The sequence below is a fragment of the Burkholderia sp. BCC0405 genome (assembly GCF_902833075.1).
Taxonomy (GTDB): domain Bacteria; phylum Pseudomonadota; class Gammaproteobacteria; order Burkholderiales; family Burkholderiaceae; genus Burkholderia.
On sequence record NZ_CADFEO010000015.1, the window covers coordinates 33,399 to 52,933 of the forward strand.

Below are 19,535 nucleotides of genomic sequence, written 5' to 3' on the forward strand. Positions count from 1 at the left end.
GGGTTTTCCCTATATCCCTGCCCGCATGCCGGGCATCGCCGGGAGCGCCCCCCCTTTTTCGTGGTCGCTTCGCCCGCCCGTTCGCACCCGGGGCACCGGACGGGACGCGCGAGCGTCGCCGCGCCGCGTCGCTCAAGCGGGATCGCCGGGAGCGGCCGCTTCGACGGGCCGGACGGAAGACGGGCGAATGCCGGCGCCGGCGGCGTCGATGCCTGTCCGGTTGTGCAACATGCCGCGCTCGAATCGCTTGAACGACTCGGCAATGTGCGTGCGCAACAGCGTGACATCCCACGGTTTGATCAGGAGCTTCTGGACCGATCCGTCGCCGGGCGTGGCGGCGATCGACTGCCCTTCGCCATGGCCCGACAGCAGGATGCGCACGATGTCCGGATAGAGCGCCTTGACGCGCTGCAACAGATCGATCCCGGACAGGTGCGGCATGCGGAAGTCCGACACGATCACGCCGACCCGATGTTGCGCGAGCAGGTCGAGCGCGTCGGCGGGATCGGTCGTGCCGAGAATCTCGTAGCCGTCGCGGCTCAGCGCCTGCCTGAGCGTCTGCAGGACGGCCGGGTCGCGGTCGACCACCAGCAGCGTCCGGTGCAGCAGCTCGCGCTGCCGGCAATGCTCGGGAAGCTCGGAGCCGGCGGAGAGCATGTCGGCGATTTCCGTGCCGGTGACCGGATGGCTGAAGTAATAGCCCTGCATCGCATGGCAGCGGTGCCGGTTCAGGAACGAAAGCTGTGCTTCCGTCTCCACGCCCTCGGCCACCGTCTCCATGTGCAGCGACTCCGCCATCGCGATGATCGAGCGCGTCAGCGACGCGCCTTCCGCGCTCGTGGTGACGTCGCTGAGGAACGACTTGTCGATCTTGACGACATCGATCGGCAGGTCCTTCAGGTACGACAGGCTGGAATAGCCGGTGCCGAAGTCGTCCAGCGACAGCACGACGCCGAGCGCCTTCAATTGGCGCAGCGTGTTCGCGATCGCGTCGCGGTCCTGCATCAGCACGCTTTCGGTCAACTCGAGTTCGAGCCAGGCCGGCTCCAGGCCGGTGTCCCGCAGCGTCCCGCGCACCACGTCGGCCATGTTCTGCTGCCGGAACTGGCGTGCCGACAGGTTGACGGCGATCCGCAGCGGCGCATACCCGTCCCGACGCCACGCGACGGCCTGCGCGCAGGCCGTGCGCAACACCCATTCGCCGATCGGCAGAATCAGCCCGGTTTCCTCGGCGATCGGGATGAAGCGGTCGGGCGGAATCACGCCGATTCCGGGGCGGCGCCAGCGAATCAGCGCCTCGACGCCGCTGATCTGGCCGGTCTTGAGATCGACCTTCGGCTGGTAGTACAACTCCAGTTCGCCGTTCGCGACGGCCTCGTGCAGCGCGTTTTCGAGTTCGGCCTGTTCTTCCACCCGGGCGCCCAGCTCGCGCGTGTAGAAGCTGTAGCCGTTTCGCCCGCGTTCCTTCGCGCAATACAGCGCGGCGTCGGCCGTCTTCAGCAGCGTCTCCGCGTCGACGCCGTCGGTCGGGCAAACGCTGATGCCGATGCTCGTCGTCACGTGCAGGTCGTGTCCGTCGAGCATGAACGGCGCGCCAAAGGCGTTCAGGACCTTGCGTGCGACCGCATCCGCGTCCGCATCCGTCGCGGTCGACAGGTTGACCAGCATCACGACGAACTCGTCGCCGCCGAGCCGCGCGACCGTGTCGCCGTCGCGCACGGCAGCCTTGAGCCGGTCCGAGACGGCTCGCAGCAGGCTGTCGCCGACCGAATGGCCGAAGGTGTCGTTGACGTGCTTGAAGCGATCCAGATCGAGCACCATCACCGCGACCAGGTGCCCCGTGCGCCGCGCCTGCGACATCGCCTGCTCCATGCGGTCGCTCAGCAGGTTGCGATTGGGCAGGCCGGTCAGCGCATCGTGGTTGGCGAGGTATTCGATGCGCCCCTGCTGCGTCTTGCGCTCGGTGATGTCCTGCACGATGCCGCGCAGGATGATCGCGTGGTTCAGGTCGCGCCCCGCCTCCGCGTGGTGCAGCACGTGGCGCTCGGTGCCGTCCGGGTGAATCAGCCGATGCTCGAGCGAGAACGGCGCGCCCTCGGTGCGCAGGCTCGTGAACGACTGGATCAAGAGCGGCTGCTCGTCGACCGGAACGGCTTGCAGCAGCCGATCGAAGGTCGGCGGCGTGCGCTCGGGGTCGAGGCCGAGGATCCGGTACAGTTCCGGCGACCAGTTGCCGTCGATCCGGCCGGCCTGATACTCCCAGTTGCCCAGATGCGCGAGCGCCTGCGCATGCGTCAGGCTGATCTCGGCGGTCGCGAGTTTTTCGAGCGTCGCGGCGGCGCGCAACAGGTAGCGGATCCGGTAGCCGAGCAGCTTCCAGCGCATCGGCTTGGAGACGAAATCGGTCGCGCCGGCGTCGAAGGCATTGGCGATCGACGCGTCGTCGTCGTTGCCCGTGAGCATGACGATCGGCACGCGGCGGCCCTCCGGCAACGCGCGCAACCGGCGGCAACAGGCGAAGCCGTCGCCGCCGGGCATCTCGACGTCGAGCAGCACCACGGCGGGACGATGACGCAGGAACGCGTCGATGCCCTCCTGCGGCCCGGTTGCTTCCTCGACGCGAAAACCCTCCGGCTCGAGGGTTTCCACGACCAGCAGGCGCGTCATTGCATCGTCGTCGATGATCAGAATCACCGGTGCATCGACATTTTCCTCGTTCACGACCGTTCTCCTGTGCTCCTGTATTCGACCCGCCGGGATCGCCACCGCGATCGTCCGGCGGCCCGCTCAATCCTCCACCATGCGTTCCGCCGTCAATGCGGCCTGCGCGTGCCCGAATTCGGTGTCCGTGCCGGCGACGAGTTCGGCTGCCGCGGCAACGTCGGCGGCGCGCGCCCGCTGCTCGATCGCCTTGCAGCGGGCCGACAGCAGGTGCGCGCCGACGTTCGCACTGCTCGATTTCAGCGTATGGGCGGCAAGCCGCAGCGCATCGGCGTCGCCCGCCACGACGGCCGCACGCATGTCGCCGATCAGCCGCGGCGCGTCCAGCGTGAACTGGTCGATGACGCGGGTCAGGATATCGGGGCGGCCCGGCCGCTGAAGCGCGCGCAATGCGTCGAGCGCCTTGCGGTCGATCACGTCGGCTTCACCGTCCCGATCGGCGGCGGCCGCCTCGCCGGCTTCGGCGGCCGCTTCGATGTCCGCCGGGGTTCCTGCGTCGCCGCTCGGGATTGCCGGCCCGGACGCTGCGCCGCGGGCATGGCGCGCGAGCACCTGCAGCAGCGCATCGCGACGGAACGGTTTTCCCAGGTAGTCGTCCATGCCGGCGGCCAAGCAGCGCTCGCGGTCGCCGCTAAGCGCGTTGGCGGTCAACGCGATGACGGGCAGACGCGGCGCGCCGGCCGCCGCTTCGCGCTGCCGCAGCAGTCGCGTCGCCTCGAAGCCGTCCATCAGCGGCATCTGGCAATCCATCAGGACCACGTCGAACGCGTCGTCGGCCAGCATCGTCAGCGCCTGCCGGCCGTCTTCGGCCACGGCCACCCGATAGCCCGTGTCCTCCAGCATCGCCAGCGCGATCTGCTGGTTGACCATGTTGTCCTCGACCAGCAGCACGCGCGCGGATCCGGCGTCGGGCGGCAGCGCCGCGTCCGGCCCGGCGTCGTCGGACACCGGCGCGGCCGACGGCAGCGGCGTTGGCCTCACGTGCATCGCCGACGCGATGGCCGTATAAAGCTCCGCGCCATGGAGCGGCTTCGTCAGCCGGGCGTCGATGTCGAGTTCGCGTGCGACCTGGATGCTGTCCATCATCTCGAACGCGGTCAGCGTGACGATCCTGAGCGCGCGCAGCGATGCGTCGTGGCGGATGTGCTGAACGAGCGAGATGCCGTCCATGCCCGGCATCCGCACGTCGACGATGGCCAGATCGAACGGCGCGCCGTCGGCGACGGCCGAGCGCAACTGCGACAGCGCGTCGTCGCCGTTGATGGCCGTCGCGACGCACAGCTGCCATTCGATCGCATGTTCGACGAGCACGCTGCGATCGGTCTCGCTGTCGTCCACGATCAGCACCTTCAATCCCGCCAGCGACGACCTCGCGCCCGCCGCGACGTCGGCCACGCCGGACGCCGGCTCGAGCCGCGCGGTCACGGTAAACACCGAGCCCTCGCCGGGCGTCGATTCGAGCGTGAGCTGGCCGCCCATCATCTCGGCCAGCTGGCGGGAAATCACGAGCCCCAGCCCGGTTCCGCCGTATTTGCGCGCGGTCGAGCTGTCGGCCTGCTGGAACGGCTGGAACAACCGCGCAGCCACGTCCGGCGCGATGCCGATGCCGCTGTCGGCGATCGCGAACACGACGTGGCCGTCGTCCGCATACGACACGGCCAGCTCGACCTGCCCGCGCTCGGTGAACTTGATTGCATTGCCGATCAGGTTCGTCAGGATCTGGCGCAGCCGGACCGGGTCGCCGCGCATCCATTTCGGCACGGTATCCGCCTTGCGGAATACCAGCTCGAGCTCCTTGCGCTGCGCATTGGGCTCCAGCAGCGCGACGACATCGTCGAGCAATTGGTGCAGGTTGAAATCGATACGCTCCAGCGTCAGCTTGCCGGCCTCGATCTTCGAAAAATCGAGTATGTCGTCGATGATGATGAGCAGCGTCTGACCGGATCGATACACGGTGTCGACGAACTTGCGTTGCTTCGACGTCAGGCGCGTGCGTTGCAGCAGCTCGGTCATGCCCAGCACGCCGTTCATCGGCGTACGGATCTCGTGACTCATCCTCGCGAGAAACTCCGACTTCGCCGAATTGGCGGTTTCGGCCGCGGCGATTGCCGCCTGCAGGTCGATGTCGCGACGCTCGATTTCGTCGAGCATCGTGTTGAAGCCGGCGATCAGGGTCGCGACTTCGTCGCGGCCCTGATGCGACATGCGCAGGGACAGGTCGCTGCCGCTGCGGATGCGGGCCATGGTGCGCGTCAGATTCCCCAGCGGGCGCGAGATCGACGTGCCGAGGCGATGACTGATCACGAGGCTGGCGATCGCGAGCAAATACGACACGGAGGCGATCATCACGATGGCGCTCGTCACCGCGCGATTGACCTGCGACACGATGCCGCGCTGCTGCAGATCGACGCGCACGGCCTCCTGTTCCGTATAGGCCGCGAGGCGATTCGCGGTCGTCTCCACGTCCGCGATGATGCGCTGCATGCTCGCGTCGTTGGACAGCATGTTCGACCTCACCGCGAGGATGCGGCGTGCGGAACCGCCCAGTTCCGCGGCCAGCGGAATCACCTCCTGCGCGCGGCTCGATTCGCGCTGCCCGCTGGCGACGAGCGCATCGCGAAGCGCGCTCGCGGCGGCGGCGAGCTTGCCGAGATTCTCCCGTGCGTCGCCGTCGGCGCGCTTGAGATGTTGCGCGCTTTTGCTTTGCGCGACCATGCGAAGATCGGCCGCCAGCTCCTTGATGCCGCTGTTGACGACGGTCGACAGGTATCGGATCCGGGCCGCCTGCCGCTGGAGCGCGACCGTTTCGTCGAGACGCTGTCGCGCCTTGACGATCCGCAACGCGAACGGGTCGGCGATTTCCGCCAGCTTCGTGTCCAGTGCATCGAGGGACTGCCGGACCTTGTCCGCCCTCGCGTGGTAGCGCGTCGCGACGGACGGCTGAGCGAACATCCTGCCGCGCAGCGCGACAAGGCCGTCGTTGCCGTCGAGGATATCGGCCGCCACGCGCCCGAGCGTATTCGCGACGTCCTGCGTCGCGGCGGCTTCGAGGTTCGGCGCCGCGATCGTCAGCGCATTGCGCGCACCGTCGGTGGCCGCCTGCAGTTGCTCCCTCAGCGGGGCGAGCCGGTATCGGTTCGGCGCGGCGTCGACGCGAGCGGCAATGGCGATGATGTCCTTGACGTTCATGCGAACCTGATCAAGCGCATGAATCGTCCCGTTGTACGCGGTGTTGGCCGCTAGCGCGTCGTTCACCGCCGCATCGGCCCGGCTGTCCAGCCGTTCGGTTTCGGCGCGGATCGTGGCCATGAATGCGTCGCCTCGTGTCTGGATGCGCTCGATCAGACGGCTTTCGGCGCCCAGCCGCGCCTCGTCCCGCAGACGCTGGCCGACGCCTTCGCTCATCGACCGCAGCATCGTGCGCAGGTCGGCGGACGGCGCGTCGACGCCGTGCCCGTCGATCGCGCGCACGGCGGCCGTAAGGGCGGCAGTCCGCTGCAATTGCGTTTCGATCTCCGCGGTCGCCTGCTCCTGCTCGGAGGTGTCTTGCGCCTGTTCGAGCCGGCTGAAATCCACCGCCAGCTCCGCGTACGCGCGCTGGAGTTCGTTGCTGCGCACCTGCAACGGCAGCGATTCGGTCGTCAGCGTGCGCACGCCGGACGCAATGCCGTGCACCGAGATCAGGCTGGCCGCGGAAATCGCCAGCGCACCCAGCAGCATCAGGCTGGTGCCGGTGACAAGCTTGGCCTTGATGTCCATGCAGCCTCCGGATCGGGACGGCCCGCGCGCGGCCATCCGGCGGGTTATCTGGCCGGCGCGTCCACGGGTGCGATGCGGCCGTGCGCGATTTCGGAGAGGAACACCGCGTTCAGCGCCTGGTGATTGTCCGCGCCCAGATCGGCGATCAGGCCGCCGAGATCGAGATGCCTGATCGATTCGAGCGCCTGCTTCAGCGCCGCCCGGGTCGGCGACGGGCCGGCCCGCTCGAGGCCGATCAGCATGACCTTCGCGTCGATGCAGCCCTCGATGTGCACCACGCCCGCGTGTTCTCCCGGAAAGCGCTGCTCGATCAGCCGTACGCAGTCGCGGATCACTTCCCGGTCGTTCTGGGGAAGCGGCACGACCTGCGAGATCAGCGTGCCGTCCCCTTCGTCGCCGACCAGGCGCAGCAGGTCGTCGGTGCCGACGAACGATACCGATGCGAGCCGGGCCTTCAGGCCTTCGCGACGCGCCGCGCGGATGAACGCGGCAATCGGCGTATAGGGGCCGGCCATGACGACGACGTCCGGCTGGCCGACCAGCAGCGATGCGAGGCCCGTGTCGACCGCCGTGGTCCCGCGGCGGAACGTGCCTGTCGCGACGACGTCGAGGCCATGGCGCTGCAGCGCCAGCCGCGTGCCCGCCAGCACCGCGAGCCCGAAGCCGTCGTCCTGATAGAACACCGCGAAACGTTTCGCGCCATCGTGCGCGATGAAATGGTCGACCAGCGCGCGGGTCTCGTCATCGTAGCTGGCGCGGATGTTGAAGACCTCCGGCACCACCGGCTTGCGCAGTGCCATCGCGCCGGTGAACGGGCCGACGAGCGGAATGCCGGCCTCCCGGATGATCGGCAGCACCGCGGAGGTCGTCGGCGTGCCGACATAGCCGAACAGCGCGAACACATTGCGCCGTTCGATCATGTCCAGCGTGCTGTCGATGGTCCTGTCGGGCTCGTAGCGATCGTCGCCGACCACCAGGTCGATCTTCCTGCCGTGCACGCCGCCGCGCGCGTTCGCGTCGTCGAACACGGCTTGCGCACCCGCCAGCAGCGCGCGCCCGAGGCCCGCCGAATTGCCCGATTGCGCGTTGACCATGCCAAGGCGGATCGTGCTGTCGGTCACGCCGGGCTCTGCCGCGAGGCAAGCGCCGGGGCCGATCGTCGCGGCGACGCAAGCCAGGAGCGTCAGGGTCCGGCGCAACGTCGTGCGTCGCGCGTGACGGCGGATCGCGCGGCCGTGTCCGGGCTCGGCGGCAGGCGCCATCGAGCCCGGCCCGCGCCGGCCCAGGGATCGAACGATCGGCGCGAACGCCAGGCGATCGGCTCGGGCAAGCGTGTGCAATACATGCGGAAACCGGGTGCCGGAACACATTCGTGCGACAGACACGCTATTGCCCATGCTGGGTTCCCCTCGCGCCGGTTTCTTGATTCTTTGATATCGGGTCATGCCGCCCCATGCCGGACTACTGACGCGGCACGAAGCAATTAGTCATATATATAGGTTGCATCAAATGCGACTGCAAGCCGGAGGGCGAATAAACGCGGATAATTGACGGCATTGCACTTCGCGTGAGGAACGTTGTCGCGCCGAGCTGTGTTTCGTTGTGCTTTCGGAATTTCGATTCGATTTTTAATTCGCTATTTTCTTGCTGAAATTCGCGCATTCGAATCGCGATGAATACGCGCGGCAATGACGCGATTCGGGACCGCTGCAAAGACGGTATCGGCTTCCGACCTGCAACGCGGCCGGAAGCTCGCCTGTCCGGCGCGAATGTCCTGATCGCCGGAGGGGAAACCGGCGTCCGCGGCGTGCCGGAAGCAACGGCGAAATACGCGGCTACGTCACCGCGGCGCCGACGCGCCGCTCGCCGCGTTGCCGGGCCACGCCTTGCCGATTTCGTCGACCAGCGACTTCGCGGTGCCGGTCACGAGCGCCGCGTCGACGCCGGAGGTCTGCCACGAGCCGTCGGCGGCCTTCACGAAGGTGAGGTTCGCGCGCGAGGGCTTGTAGTCGGCGTTGCGCCACGTGACCACGACATCGCACGAGTACGTGCGCTCGCCGAGCTTCTTGCAGTCGCCATCGGGCTTCGCCGACACGACATCGGCCGAGACCGGCAGCGGCTGGCCGAACAGCGCGTTCAGGCCGCCGTGGTTTTCCGCTTCGAGCGCGCGGCGTACGGCGGCGTCGACGTCGCTCGATCCGGGGCCGTCGTGGAGCAGGTTGCAGGCGGCCAGCAGCGTCGATGCACCGGCGAGTGTCAGCAGCGTGTGGAACTTCATGGATATCCGTTATCGGGTGAATGCCGCGTAGTCTGCAACGTCCGCGTGCCGTGCGCGGTATCCATTTGTAACCAATTGCACGGATGCGCAAGCGGCGCCGCGTGCCCGTGTGTCGCCCTGGGGCGTGAACAGGCCCTCGCCTATTGCCGCTCCTGCTTCACGCGGCTCACGAGCTGCGTCGGGCTCACGAACTGCAGCGCGATCACGACCCACACGAGCGTGATGGCCATGTAGATCATCGCCATCGCGTCGATCGACTGCGGCGCACGCACGCCGGTCGAGAACACCGCGTAATACAGCGCGACGACGAGCGTCTGCGTGCTCGGCCCCGCGGTGAAGAAGGTCAGCTCGAACATCCCGATCGTGCGCACCAGCACGAGCAGCCCCGCCGCGAGCATGCCGGGCACCAGCAGCGGCAGCAGCACGTGGTGGAAATAGCGCCACGTGTTCGCGCCGAAGATGCGCGCGGCGGCCTCGAGATTCGGATCGATCTGCTCGATGAACGGCGTCATCACGAGGATCACGAACGGCAGCGCCGGCACGAGGTTCGCGAGAATCACGCCGGGCAGCGTGCCCGCGAGCCCGACCTTGTACATCACGGTGGCCATCGGGATCCCGTACGTGACGGGCGGCACCATCAGCGGCAGCAGGAACACCAGCAGCGCCAGGCGCTTGCCGCGGAACTGCACGCGTGCGAGCGCGTACGCGGCCGGCACGCCGAGCGCGATCGACAGCAGCACGACCGCGCCGACGACCTCGACGGTCACCCACAGCACGCTCGCGAGCTGGAAGTCCTCCCATGCCTTCGCATACCAGTGCAGCGTGAAGCCCTGCGGCAGCGGCGTGCCGAACCAGCGCGTCGCGACCGAGTTCACCGCGACGGTCGCGATCAGCAGCATCACGTTCAGCAGGAAGAACGCCATCAGCCCCCACACGAGCGCCTTCCAGGCGCGGCCGGCGAGATGGCTTGCCATCTTCTGCGGTTTCCTCGCGTCGACGGGGCGCTCACCGCGCGCATCGGGCGCGTCGTGCTTCGGCGGCCACGTGCGGGCGGCATGGTGGTCGGTCGCCATCAGCCCTTGCCTCCCGTCACCGCGCCCGTATAGAAGAAGCGGCGCGCGCCGAGCATCGATGCGACCACCAGCAGTTGCACGAAGCCCATCACGATCGCGATCGCCGACGCGAGCGAATAGTCGTAGCTCTCGAACGCGGCTTCCGCCGCCGCGATCGAGATCACGCGCGTGGGCCCCGCCGGCGCACCGAGCAGCACGGCCGACGGAAACACCGAGAACGCCTGCACGAACGACAGGCACGCGGCCATCGTCAACCCCGGCACGAGCAGCGGCAGGTAGATCCGGCGGAACTGCTGCCACGGGTTTGCGCCGAGCGTCGCGGCCGCGCGCGCGAGCGTCGGGTCGATGCCGCTGATGTACGACAGCATCAGCAGGAACGCGAACGGGAAGCCCGACACGATCAGCGACAGCAGCACGCCCCAGTAGTTGTGCGTGAGCCGTACTTCATCGGTGTACAGGTGCAGCCCCTGCAACGCCTGCGGAAACCAGCCGTTCGGCCCGAAATACGTGAGCATCCCGTCGGCGACGAGCACCGTGCCGAGCGTCACCGGAATCACGAGCAGCGTCGTGACGAACTTCTGGTACGGCGAATGGCGGCGCAGCGCGAACGCGACGGGCACCGCGATGCCGACGTTGATCAGCGTCGCCGGCACCGCGAGCTTCAGCGTGACGAGCACGGTCGGCCACATCGCGGTGTCGGTGAAGAACTGCACGTAGTTCGCGAGCGCGCCGCCGCCGTTCATCGGCTGGAACGACAGCACGAGGCCATACGCGAACGGATAGATGAACAGCGCGACGATGAACGCGAGCGCGGGCGTGACGAGCCAGGCTTTCGCGTCGCGTGGCGCGCGGGCCGGGAGCGTGCTCATGCGGCCTCCCGGCGTAACCGCGCCGCTCATGTCGGCGCTCCCGGGTAGACGAGCGCGCGTGACGGCGCAACGCGCAGCCGCAGCGGCTCGCCTTCCGTGAATTCGCCGGCGACGCGCGCCCAGATCGCGCCGAACGGCGTGATCGCGCGGATCAGCGAATCGCGGCCGCCGTACTCGACGGTTTCGACGGTCGCGTCGAACGTGTTGTCGCCGCCTGCGTCCGCGCGCTCGATATCGTCGGGGCGCAGCGCGACCCAGACGTCCTTGGCGTCGAAGCCGGCCATCGGCACGCCCGCGAGTCGCACCCCGCCCGCGGCGACATTCACGTAATCGCCGGCCATCCCTTCGAGCGTGAACGGCAGCACGTTGCGATAGCCCATGAAACGCGCGACATGCAGGTTGTGCGGGCGTGTGTAGACGTCCTTCGGCGTCGCGACCTGCTGCACGACGCCCTCCTTCATCACGACGATGCGGTCGGCCATCGACAGCGCCTCGTCCTGGTCGTGCGTCACGTAGATCGTCGCGCGTTCGAGCTGCGTGTGGATCCGGCGGATCTCGGCGCGCATCTCGATGCGCAGCTTCGTGTCGAGGTTCGACAGCGGCTCGTCCATCAGCACGAGCGGCGGCTCGATCACGATCGCACGCGCGATCGCGACGCGCTGCTGCTGCCCGCCCGACAGTTGCCCCGGCAGCTTGCCCTCGTGGCCGAAGAGCTGCACGAGTTCGAGCGCCTGCTGCGCGCGCCGCCGCGTCTCCTGCTTCGGCACGCCGCGCATCTTGAGGCCGAAGCCGACGTTGTCGAGCACCGACATGTGCGGAAACAGCGCGTAGTTCTGGAACACCATCCCGAAGCCGCGGCGCTCGGGCGGCAGCACGTCGATGCGCGTGTCGTCGAGCCAGATGCCGCCGCGCGTGAGCGGCTGCAGCCCCGCGATGCAGTTGAGCGCGGTCGACTTGCCGCAGCCCGACGGGCCGAGCAGCGCGATGAATTCGCCACGCCGGATCTCGAGATCGAGCCCGTCCAGCGCGGCGACCTGCGCGCCTTGCGCATTGGTGAAGCTGCGGCACACGTCATCGAGCCGCAGCCGTTCGAAACTGTGCTTCATTGCGCGAACTCCGTCGACGCGGGCGCCGCGGCGCCCGCCGGTCCATGCGTTACTTCGACTTCTGCGAACCGATCTCGCGGTCCCACTTCTGGAACGCGGCGACCATCGCTTGCGCGCCGAGCGGCTGCACGTGCGGGCGATCGGCGAGCAGCTTCGCGTACTCGGGGCGGCCGAACTTGCGGATCACCTCCTGGCTGTGCGCAGGCGCCATCTGGAGCGTCACGCCCTTCACCGCCGGGCCCGGGTAGAAGTAGCCGTCGTCGTAGGTCATCGCTTGTTGCGCCGGTTCGAGCAGGAAGTTCATCAGCTTGAACAGCACGTCGAGCTTTTCCTTCGGCACGCCCTTCGGGATCACCATGTAGTGCGCGTCGTTGACCCACGTCATGTTGTCGAATGCCTGAATCCTGAACTCGGCCGGCACGATGCCGAGTGCGCGCGGGTTGAGATCCCAGCCGGTGACGGTCACGGTCATGTCGCGCGTGCCCTCGCCGAGCTCCTTCATCACGGCCGACGTGCCGCCCGGGTAGTACGGCACGCAGTCGTTCAACGCCTTGAGGAACGCCCAGGTCTTGTCCCAGCCGTTGATCGGATCCTGCGGATTCTTGTCGCCGAGCACGTACGGCAGCCCCATCAGGAACGTGCGGCCGGGGCCCGAATTCGCCGGGCGCGCATAGATCAGCTTGTTCGGGTGCGCCTTGCACCACGCGAGCAGCTGGTCGGGCGTCTTCGGCGGATTGCCGACCTTTGCCGGGTTGTATTCGAGCAGCGGGCCGGCCGGCATGTAGGTGACTTCGAGGCCGTAGCCCTGCGCGAGATCCTGCATCTTGCGCGGGCCGGGCGCGTATCTGTCGAGCACGCCGGGGAACGCGGCCGCGTCGTCGGGCAGCAGCTTCAGCCACAGGTTCTGTTCGATGCCGGCGGCCAGCGCGTCGGTGCCCGTCAGCACGAGGTCGATGTCGGAGCGCCCCGCCGCCTGCATCGCCTTGATCTTGCCCGGCAATTGCGGCGCGGGCGCGTTCGTGAACGTGACGTTCGATACGAGGTTCGGGTTCTTGTCCCGGAAGGCCTCGATGGCCTTCTGCGTGAGTTGCAGGTTGCCCGCGACATCGACGATGTTCAGCGACACGGGGGCGGCAACGGCTACCGCGGCCGACAGCGTGAAACCCAGGGCGAGTGCGATCCGGCGGACACGGCGAGCGATCGGGGTGGCGTTCATGTCTCCTCACTTCGGTCGGTGGATGGGACCGTTCTTTTCAGGAAATCATGACGGCGTTATACGATGTCGGTCAACAAAAAACCACGACGCGCGGGGCGGGACTTTCCCTGACAAAAACCTTCCGTTGGTTGACGATTTGTGTGCCAACTGCAGCGAGCGAGCCGTCCGGCGCTGATTGCGACGCGTGTTAAGACGTCGTATCTCGATGGACCGCGAGACGGAATGGGTTCAGGGCCGCATTGCGGCCAGACGGCGACGGGACGCGCGCCGGGTATCCGATTGGGCCGGCGCGTCGAAGGCAGGAATATCCAGTCAGTCAGGCCGCGCCGAGTGCAGCCACTTCGCGGATCAACCGTTCGGCATCCTGCCACTCGCCATACCCCGACGCGGGATTCAGGTGCCCGACCTCCCCCAGATCGATGAGCTGGCTGCCCCACCCTGCCGCCAGCGCCTCGACGCGTTCGAAGCGCGCGAGCGGATCGTTGCGGCTCGCGGCGACGATGCTAGGAAACGGCAGCCGCTCGGTCGGCACCGGCGTCCAGCCGTGCGCGTCGATCGCCTCGGGCGCGGGATAACCGGCGGGCATCGGCGATTCGAGATCGGCCGGCGCCGCGAGCAGCGCGCCGTGGATCTTGCGCGTGGCCTGCCGCGCCCAGTGCACCGTGATCATCACGCCGGCGCTGTGCGCGACGAGGATCACGGGGCCGTCGATCGCGGCCAGCGCCGCCTCGAGCGCCGCGACGCGCGCGGCACGGCTCAGCTTGTCGGCTTCGAGCGGTGCGACCGAGCGCGCGTTCGGCAGGCGCCGCTCGAGATGCGTCTGCCAGTGGTTTTCGACGTGGTCCCGCAAGCCGGGCACGATCAGGATGGTGGGTGCGGTCGTCAGGGTCATGCAGTCTCCGAAGCATTCAGGAAAGGGAGGACGCGCGCCGTTCGTGTTCGACGCGCGCGAGATCGGCCACATAGCTCGCGCGTCCGATCGCGAACAGCACGGCGGCCATGAGCGGCACGACGGGAATCCATTGCAGTGCGCCGACGAGCCCCGCGCGATCGGCGACCCACCCCGTCAGCAGCGGGCCCGGCGCCATGCCGAGCAGGTTGTTGGCGAGCGTGAGCGTGGCGAATGCCGATGCGTGGATCGCGGCCGGCGTCAGGTTCGCGACCATCGCGCCCGATGCACCGGACGCGCCCGCGCCGACCAGCATGCCCACGCAGATCAGCGCGAGCTGCAGCGGCCCGGGCGGCAGCCGGAACGCAATCGCGAGGCACGCGCCCGTCAGCACGCAATACGCGATCGCGGTCAGCCACTTGCGCTTGCCGTCGGTCTTGCCGACGCGGTCGGTGACGATTCCGCAGCCGACCATCCCGACGCCCGCGAGCAGCACGAAGCCGGCCGCGAGGACGGCCGCACGGTCGGGCGCCATCGCGTAGTAGCGGTTCAGGTAGCTCGGCAGCCACGCGAACAGCGCGCCCGGCACGAACAGGTGCAGCCCGCTGCCGAGATACGCGCAGATCACCGAACGCGATGCGAACAGGCCCGACATCAGCGCGCGCACGCTGCCGCGCAGGTCGCGCGGCGCGCCGGCGTCGCGCCGGCACGGTGCGATGCGATATGCGGCGAGCCGCCGTTCGGTCACGACGCAGCGATACGCGACGAGCAGCACGATGCCGAGCGCGGCCATCACGCCGAACGACCAGCGCCAGCCGAGATGCGCGCCGACCAGCCCGCCGAGCGCCATCCCGAACACGGAACCGAACGCGCCGCCCGCCATGAACGCGCCGGTCAGCGTCGCGCGCAGCCGGGCCGGAAAGATGCTGAGGATCAGCGCGACGCCGACGCTGCCGTACGCGGCTTCGCCGAGCCCGACGAGGCCGCGCGCGACCAGCATTTCCGCATAGTTGGTCGACAGCGCGCAGCCGAGCGTCGCGACGCTCCACAACGCGGCCATCAGCACGATGCTGCGCACGCGCCCGAAGCGGTCGGCGAGCACCGACAGCGGAAACGTCAGCAGCCCGACCAGCAGCGCGACGACGCCGGACAGCGAACCGAGCTGCGTGTCCGACAGCGCCCACGCGTGCTTGAGCAGCGGGAACACGGCGTTGAGCACCTGCCGCGACATGTAGTCCGACAGCAGCAGGCCGACGGTCAGCCCGAACACGAGCCACGCATACGCGGGCGCGCGCCGGCCGGCGGCGGCGACGTCCTGCATCGACGGCTCGACATGATGGATCAGCATGCGTGTCTCCTCCGGCACCGGAGCGGTCGTGCTCCGGCGCGGCTTGCGCGGCCCCGCTCCGTTGACCGGAGTCATCCCCCGCGCCACGCGCGGGGATGGGCGCCACGCCACAACGATCGGCGGGCGGCGGCCAGTATGGCCGCCTGCCCGGATGCGCGTCAGGCGGCCCGCAGCGGCACGTTCACCTGGCCTGGCCGGCGGTTCGGCGCCATCCCGAGGTGCGCGAGCGTCTCGTCGATGCCGTCGTACTGCACGCCGATCCGGTAGATCGCCTTCGCCTCCTTGCCGGTCGCGATGTCGCGGCCGAGTTCGCGCGCGATCCGTGCGCACTGCTCGACCTGCTGCACCGACGTCATCCGGTTGCCCTTCTGGTCGATGATCGTGTCCTCGATCCCGCAGCGCGGATGCAGGCCCAGCGCCATCGCGACCGTGTTGATCGGCAGCACGTTCTTCATCAGCGATTCGAGCGTGATGCATGCGCCGTCCGGGCAGCGCCGCACGAATTCCATGAAGTTGTACGGATTCGGCCCGTCGAAGCCGCCGCCGATGCCGACCCACGTGACGTTCAGCGGGCCGCGATAGACGCCGCGCCGGATGATCCGTTCGAGCGTTTCCAGCGCGTGCATGCCGGTGAGCTGGAAATGCGGCTGGATGCCGGCCGCCTGCAGGCGGCGCAGGTGCTCGTCGACCCAGCCGGGGCCGGCCGGCACGGTCATCTCGCGGTACGCGTCCCACAGCGCGGCTTCGTTCAGCGACGTGCCGGCGATGTCCTTGCGGTTCATCAGCTCGGTGATGTTCATCTGCACGGTGTTGATCGCGACCGTCACCTGGTCGGGCTTCGGCGTCAGCTCGGCAAGCATGTGGCGCGTGTCGTCGGACAGCCATTTCGCATCGGCGCCCTCGCCTTCCGGCGCGAACGAGATCGAGCCGCCCACCTGCAGGATCATGTCGGGCACCGCCTCGCGCAGCCGGCCGAGCAGCTCGTTGAACTTCGACAGCCGCTTGCTGCCGCGGCCGTCGAGCTCGCGTACGTGCAGGTGCAGCACCGTCGCGCCCGCGTTGTAGCAGTCGACGGCCTTCTGCACGTGCTCGTCCATCGTCACCGGAATGTCTTCCGGAAAATCGGCCGGCATCCATTCGGGGCCGTACGGCGCGACCGTGATGACCACCTTGTCCTGGTTTTCCGGGTGCAGCGAATCGTCGAGAAATTGCATGTCGTCCTCCAGTGGAAATCGTTGTGTTTCGGGCGTACGGGCGTGCGTATCCCGCCGCGCCGGGCGGCCCGGCGCGTCGTTCAGGGTTGCGGATCGGTTACGGTGCGGGCGCGCTCAGAACGGCACGTCGCCGACGATGCCCGCGCGCTCCATCTTGCGCACGCAAGGCGGGTAGTCCATCACCGCGTAGTGCTGGGTGCTGCGGTTGTCCCAGATCGCGACGCTGTTCTTCCTCCAGCGCCAGCGCACCTGGTACTCGGGGATAGCGGCCTGGCTGATCAGGTACTGCAGCAACTGGCCCGCGCCGGGATTCGCGTCCTGCCCGACCCGCACGCGCGCCGGCGTGTGGAAGTTCGTGAAATGGGTGGTGAACGCATTCACGTACAGCACCTTCTCGCCGGTTTCCGGGTGCGTGCGCACGACCGGGTGCTCGGCGTCGGGGTACTGCGCCTTCAGCGCGAGGCGCTTGTCGATCGGCATCGCGGCGCCGAAACTCGCCTCGATGCTGTGCCGCGCGCGCAAGTCGTCGATCTGCTGCTTCACGTGCGCCGGCAGGCGCTCGTACGCGAGCACCATGTTCGCCCACATCGTGTCGCCGCCGACCGGCGGACCGTCGACGCAGCGCAGCACGCAGCCGAACGGCGGCGCCACGCGCCAGCTCGCATCGCTGTGCCACGCATTCTCGTAGCGGTCGTTCGGCTGGTCGGGCGACTTGTAGATCCGCACGAGCCCCGGGTGTTCGGGATCGCTGCCGGCGACCGGATGATCCTCGAGCTCGCCGAAGCGCCGCGCGAACGCGACGTGCTCGGCGCGCGTGATGTCCTGGTCACGCAGGAACAGCACGCGATGCCGGAGCAGCTGCGCGCGGATCTCGGCGAACAGGCCGTCGTCGTGCACGGCGTCGGCGAGGCTCACATCCAGCAGTTCCGCGCCGATCGCGCAGGTCAGGGGTTCGACTCGCATGCGCGTCTCCTCAGACGATGAACACCGACGAACCGGTCGTCTTGCGCGATTCGAGATCGCGGTGCGCCTGCGCGGCGTCCCGCAGCGCGTAGCGCTGGTTGATCTCGATCCGGATCCGGCCGGCCGCGACGTGCGCGAACAATTCGCCGGCCAGGTCGTGCTTCTCGGCCGGATCGGCGATGTAGTCGGCCAGCGCCGGGCGCGTCAGGTACAGCGAGCCCTTCATCGCGAGGCGCTGCGGATCGAACGGCGGGATCGGGCCCGATGCGGTGCCGACGCACACCATCAGCCCGCGCCGCTTCAGCGAATCGAGCGAGCCTTCGAAGGTGTCCTTGCCGACGCTGTCGAACACGACGTCGACGCCCGCGCCGTCCGTCAGTTCACGCACGCGCTTCGCGACGTCCTCGCGGCTGTAGTCGATCGTATGGTCGCAACCGTGCGCGCGGGCGATTTCGGCCTTGCGTTCGCTCGATACCGTGCCGATCACCGTGAGCCCGAGCAGCTTCGCCCATTGCGACACGATCAGCCCGACGCCGCCGGCGGCCGCGTGCAGCAGGATCGCGTCGCCCGGCGCAAACGCGTGGATGCGGCGCAGCAGGTAGGCGGACGTCAGGCCGCGCATCGTCATCGCGGCAGCCGTTTCGCACGAAATGCCGGCGGGCAGCCGCACGAGCGGCGCGGCGGGGATCAGCCGCTCGGTGCTGTATGCGCCGAGCGTGTTCAGGAAGCCCGTGTAGGTCACGCGGTCGCCGGCGGCGACATTCGTCACGCCGGGGCCGACCGCTTCGACCACGCCGGCCGCCTCGACGCCGAGGCCGGCAGGCAGCGGCACCGGATACAAGCCGCTGCGGAAATACGTGTCGGCGAAATTCAGTCCGACCGCGTCATGCCGCAGGCGCACCTGGCCGGGGCCCGGGTCGCCGACCTCGACTGCCTCCCAGCGCAGGACCTCGGGGCCGCCGGTTTCGTGGAATCGCACTGCATGTGCCATGTCGTTCTCCGTAGGGTGTCAGTCCGATGCGCGTCGCGCATCGTCGGGTTCGTTCGGTTCGTTCGGTTCGTTCGCGCGTGGCGGCGTCGCGGCTGCGCCGTCCGCCAGCGATGCATCCAGTCCGGCCCAGTCCGCGTCGCCGAGATAGCGCCGCGCGGCCGGGAAAATCACGCCTTCCATCCGCCCCATCTGCTCGAACGCGCCGTGCGCATAGCGGGCGAGCGCCGCGTCGAAGGCGGCCGACGGCAGCCCGTCCGACGCGATCCGCATGAGCGCATCGAGCGCCTGTGCGTCGCGCTGGCGCTGGCGGTCGAGTTCATCCAGCTCGGCCGCGACGCACTCCGCGCGCACGCGCAATGCCGCGCAGAGGCGCGCTTCGGCGGCCGTGCCGGCGCGGGCGCGCTGCAATGCGCCGAGCGAGGTCAGCGCGTCCTGAGTCAGCGCGTCCTGCGTGTCGGCCACTTGCCGCGGCGGCGCGCCCACGTGCGCCTTTGCGCCGGACGCCGTCAGCGCCCGCAGCAACCCGCCGACCGCGCGATGCGCGTCGAAACAACGCGCCATCACGCGCGCCTCGGCAGGCGATCGCCGCGACGTGCACACGAGCACCGGCACGCCGCTGGTCGCGAGCAGGCGCTGCCGTTGCGCGCGGGCCGCCGCGTCGGCATCGTGCGGCAGCGCCGCGACGCCGATCAGGTCGCAGCCGAGTTCGGCTGCAAGCGTGCCGGGCGCCGCATCGCCGGCCGCCGGATGGCCGGCCCCCGGATGGCCGGCCCCCGCGATCGCATGGGACACCCCCTGCGCCCGCGCGGCGGCTTCCACTTTCGCACCGTGCTCCGGCAGCCGCGCTCCGGATAAACGCGAGTCCGGCGCGGCGCCGGGTAGCAGGAACGTGACCCGGGCGCCGACCGCGCGCGCCAGTTCGAGCGCATGGCCGATCGCGTCGATGCCGCCGGGCGCGCCGTCGACCGTCACGAGCAGATGGCGATACATCGCGCTGCTCCGCTTATCCGGCGAGCGGCGCGCCGCGCCGCGTGCCGGTCGATACGATGTTCATGGCCCCCTCCTCGTTGCGTTCGTGATGCATCGGAACCCATGCTATCGATGCGGC

General features: G+C 68.7%; 14 protein-coding genes. All 14 read right to left on the reverse strand.

What is annotated here, in order from left to right; genetic code table 11:
- Positions 1 to 132: 132 nt before the first annotated feature.
- The 14 genes from HWX36_RS23715 to HWX36_RS23780 all read right to left on the reverse strand — a co-directional run bounded on the left by HWX36_RS23715 (position 133) and on the right by HWX36_RS23780 (position 19,417).
- Positions 133 to 2,721, reverse strand: a complete 2,589-nt coding sequence (locus HWX36_RS23715; RefSeq protein ID WP_175955290.1) for an EAL domain-containing protein — start codon at positions 2,719 to 2,721, stop codon at positions 133 to 135.
- A 66-nt stretch (positions 2,722 to 2,787) separates the two neighbouring features.
- Complete coding sequence (locus tag HWX36_RS23720) at positions 2,788 to 6,480, reverse strand: hybrid sensor histidine kinase/response regulator (protein WP_175955292.1); 3,693 nt, start codon at positions 6,478 to 6,480, stop codon at positions 2,788 to 2,790.
- 44 nt (positions 6,481 to 6,524) lie between these two features.
- Positions 6,525 to 7,601 carry an ABC transporter substrate-binding protein gene (locus HWX36_RS23725; RefSeq protein WP_244136502.1) on the reverse strand — a complete coding sequence of 359 codons (1,077 nt, stop codon included), beginning with the start codon at positions 7,599 to 7,601 and terminating at the stop codon, positions 6,525 to 6,527.
- 719 nt (positions 7,602 to 8,320) lie between these two features.
- A complete protein-coding gene (locus HWX36_RS23730; RefSeq protein ID WP_175955296.1) occupies positions 8,321 to 8,758 on the reverse strand; it encodes a hypothetical protein in 438 nt (145 codons plus the stop codon).
- Between the two features lie 140 nt (positions 8,759 to 8,898).
- The gene (locus tag HWX36_RS23735) at positions 8,899 to 9,831 is read right to left on the reverse strand and encodes an ABC transporter permease (RefSeq protein ID WP_175955298.1); all 933 of its coding nucleotides are present in this window, start codon (positions 9,829 to 9,831) and stop codon (positions 8,899 to 8,901) included.
- Complete coding sequence (locus tag HWX36_RS23740) at positions 9,831 to 10,700, reverse strand: sugar ABC transporter permease (protein ID WP_175955300.1); 870 nt, start codon at positions 10,698 to 10,700, stop codon at positions 9,831 to 9,833. The genes HWX36_RS23735 and HWX36_RS23740 overlap by 1 nt, the downstream gene beginning before the upstream one ends.
- A gap of 26 nt (positions 10,701 to 10,726) precedes the next feature.
- On the reverse strand, positions 10,727 to 11,806 hold the full coding sequence (locus tag HWX36_RS23745; protein ID WP_175955302.1) for an ABC transporter ATP-binding protein: 1,080 nt from the start codon (positions 11,804 to 11,806) through the stop codon (positions 10,727 to 10,729).
- Between the two features lie 49 nt (positions 11,807 to 11,855).
- Positions 11,856 to 13,022 (reverse strand): extracellular solute-binding protein, encoded by a 1,167-nt coding sequence (locus tag HWX36_RS23750; RefSeq protein WP_175955304.1) that lies wholly within the window; start codon positions 13,020 to 13,022, stop codon positions 11,856 to 11,858.
- A 316-nt stretch (positions 13,023 to 13,338) separates the two neighbouring features.
- Complete coding sequence (locus HWX36_RS23755; protein WP_175955306.1) at positions 13,339 to 13,914, reverse strand: alpha/beta hydrolase; 576 nt, start codon at positions 13,912 to 13,914, stop codon at positions 13,339 to 13,341.
- A 16-nt stretch (positions 13,915 to 13,930) separates the two neighbouring features.
- Complete coding sequence (locus HWX36_RS23760) at positions 13,931 to 15,259, reverse strand: MFS transporter (protein WP_175955308.1); 1,329 nt, start codon at positions 15,257 to 15,259, stop codon at positions 13,931 to 13,933.
- 158 nt (positions 15,260 to 15,417) lie between these two features.
- A complete protein-coding gene (locus HWX36_RS23765; RefSeq protein WP_175955311.1) occupies positions 15,418 to 16,473 on the reverse strand; it encodes a 3-keto-5-aminohexanoate cleavage protein in 1,056 nt (351 codons plus the stop codon).
- A 114-nt stretch (positions 16,474 to 16,587) separates the two neighbouring features.
- Positions 16,588 to 17,436, reverse strand: coding sequence for a TauD/TfdA family dioxygenase (locus tag HWX36_RS23770; protein WP_175955313.1), 849 nt, complete (start codon positions 17,434 to 17,436; stop codon positions 16,588 to 16,590).
- 10 nt (positions 17,437 to 17,446) lie between these two features.
- Positions 17,447 to 18,427 carry a quinone oxidoreductase gene (locus tag HWX36_RS23775; protein ID WP_175955314.1) on the reverse strand — a complete coding sequence of 327 codons (981 nt, stop codon included), beginning with the start codon at positions 18,425 to 18,427 and terminating at the stop codon, positions 17,447 to 17,449.
- An 18-nt stretch (positions 18,428 to 18,445) separates the two neighbouring features.
- Positions 18,446 to 19,417, reverse strand: a complete 972-nt coding sequence (locus tag HWX36_RS23780; RefSeq protein WP_175955315.1) for a universal stress protein — start codon at positions 19,415 to 19,417, stop codon at positions 18,446 to 18,448.
- Positions 19,418 to 19,535 lie beyond the last annotated feature (118 nt).

Bases quoted from the DNA above. Each gene is read 5' to 3' on its own strand.
- HWX36_RS23730 (WP_175955296.1), bottom strand. From the start codon at position 8,758: ATGAAGTTCCACACGCTGCTGACACTCGCCGGTGCATCGACGCTGCTG.
- HWX36_RS23735 (WP_175955298.1), bottom strand. From the start codon at position 9,831: ATGGCGACCGACCACCATGCCGCCCGCACGTGGCCGCCGAAGCACGAC.
- HWX36_RS23750 (WP_175955304.1), bottom strand. From the start codon at position 13,022: ATGAACGCCACCCCGATCGCTCGCCGTGTCCGCCGGATCGCACTCGCC.
- HWX36_RS23720 (WP_175955292.1), bottom strand. From the start codon at position 6,480: ATGGACATCAAGGCCAAGCTTGTCACCGGCACCAGCCTGATGCTGCTG.
- HWX36_RS23740 (WP_175955300.1), bottom strand. From the start codon at position 10,700: ATGAGCACGCTCCCGGCCCGCGCGCCACGCGACGCGAAAGCCTGGCTC.
- HWX36_RS23770 (WP_175955313.1), bottom strand. From the start codon at position 17,436: ATGCGAGTCGAACCCCTGACCTGCGCGATCGGCGCGGAACTGCTGGAT.
- HWX36_RS23745 (WP_175955302.1), bottom strand. From the start codon at position 11,806: ATGAAGCACAGTTTCGAACGGCTGCGGCTCGATGACGTGTGCCGCAGC.
- HWX36_RS23775 (WP_175955314.1), bottom strand. From the start codon at position 18,427: ATGGCACATGCAGTGCGATTCCACGAAACCGGCGGCCCCGAGGTCCTG.
- HWX36_RS23755 (WP_175955306.1), bottom strand. From the start codon at position 13,914: ATGACCCTGACGACCGCACCCACCATCCTGATCGTGCCCGGCTTGCGG.
- HWX36_RS23760 (WP_175955308.1), bottom strand. From the start codon at position 15,259: ATGCTGATCCATCATGTCGAGCCGTCGATGCAGGACGTCGCCGCCGCC.
- HWX36_RS23780 (WP_175955315.1), bottom strand. From the start codon at position 19,417: ATGTATCGCCATCTGCTCGTGACGGTCGACGGCGCGCCCGGCGGCATC.
- HWX36_RS23765 (WP_175955311.1), bottom strand. From the start codon at position 16,473: ATGCAATTTCTCGACGATTCGCTGCACCCGGAAAACCAGGACAAGGTG.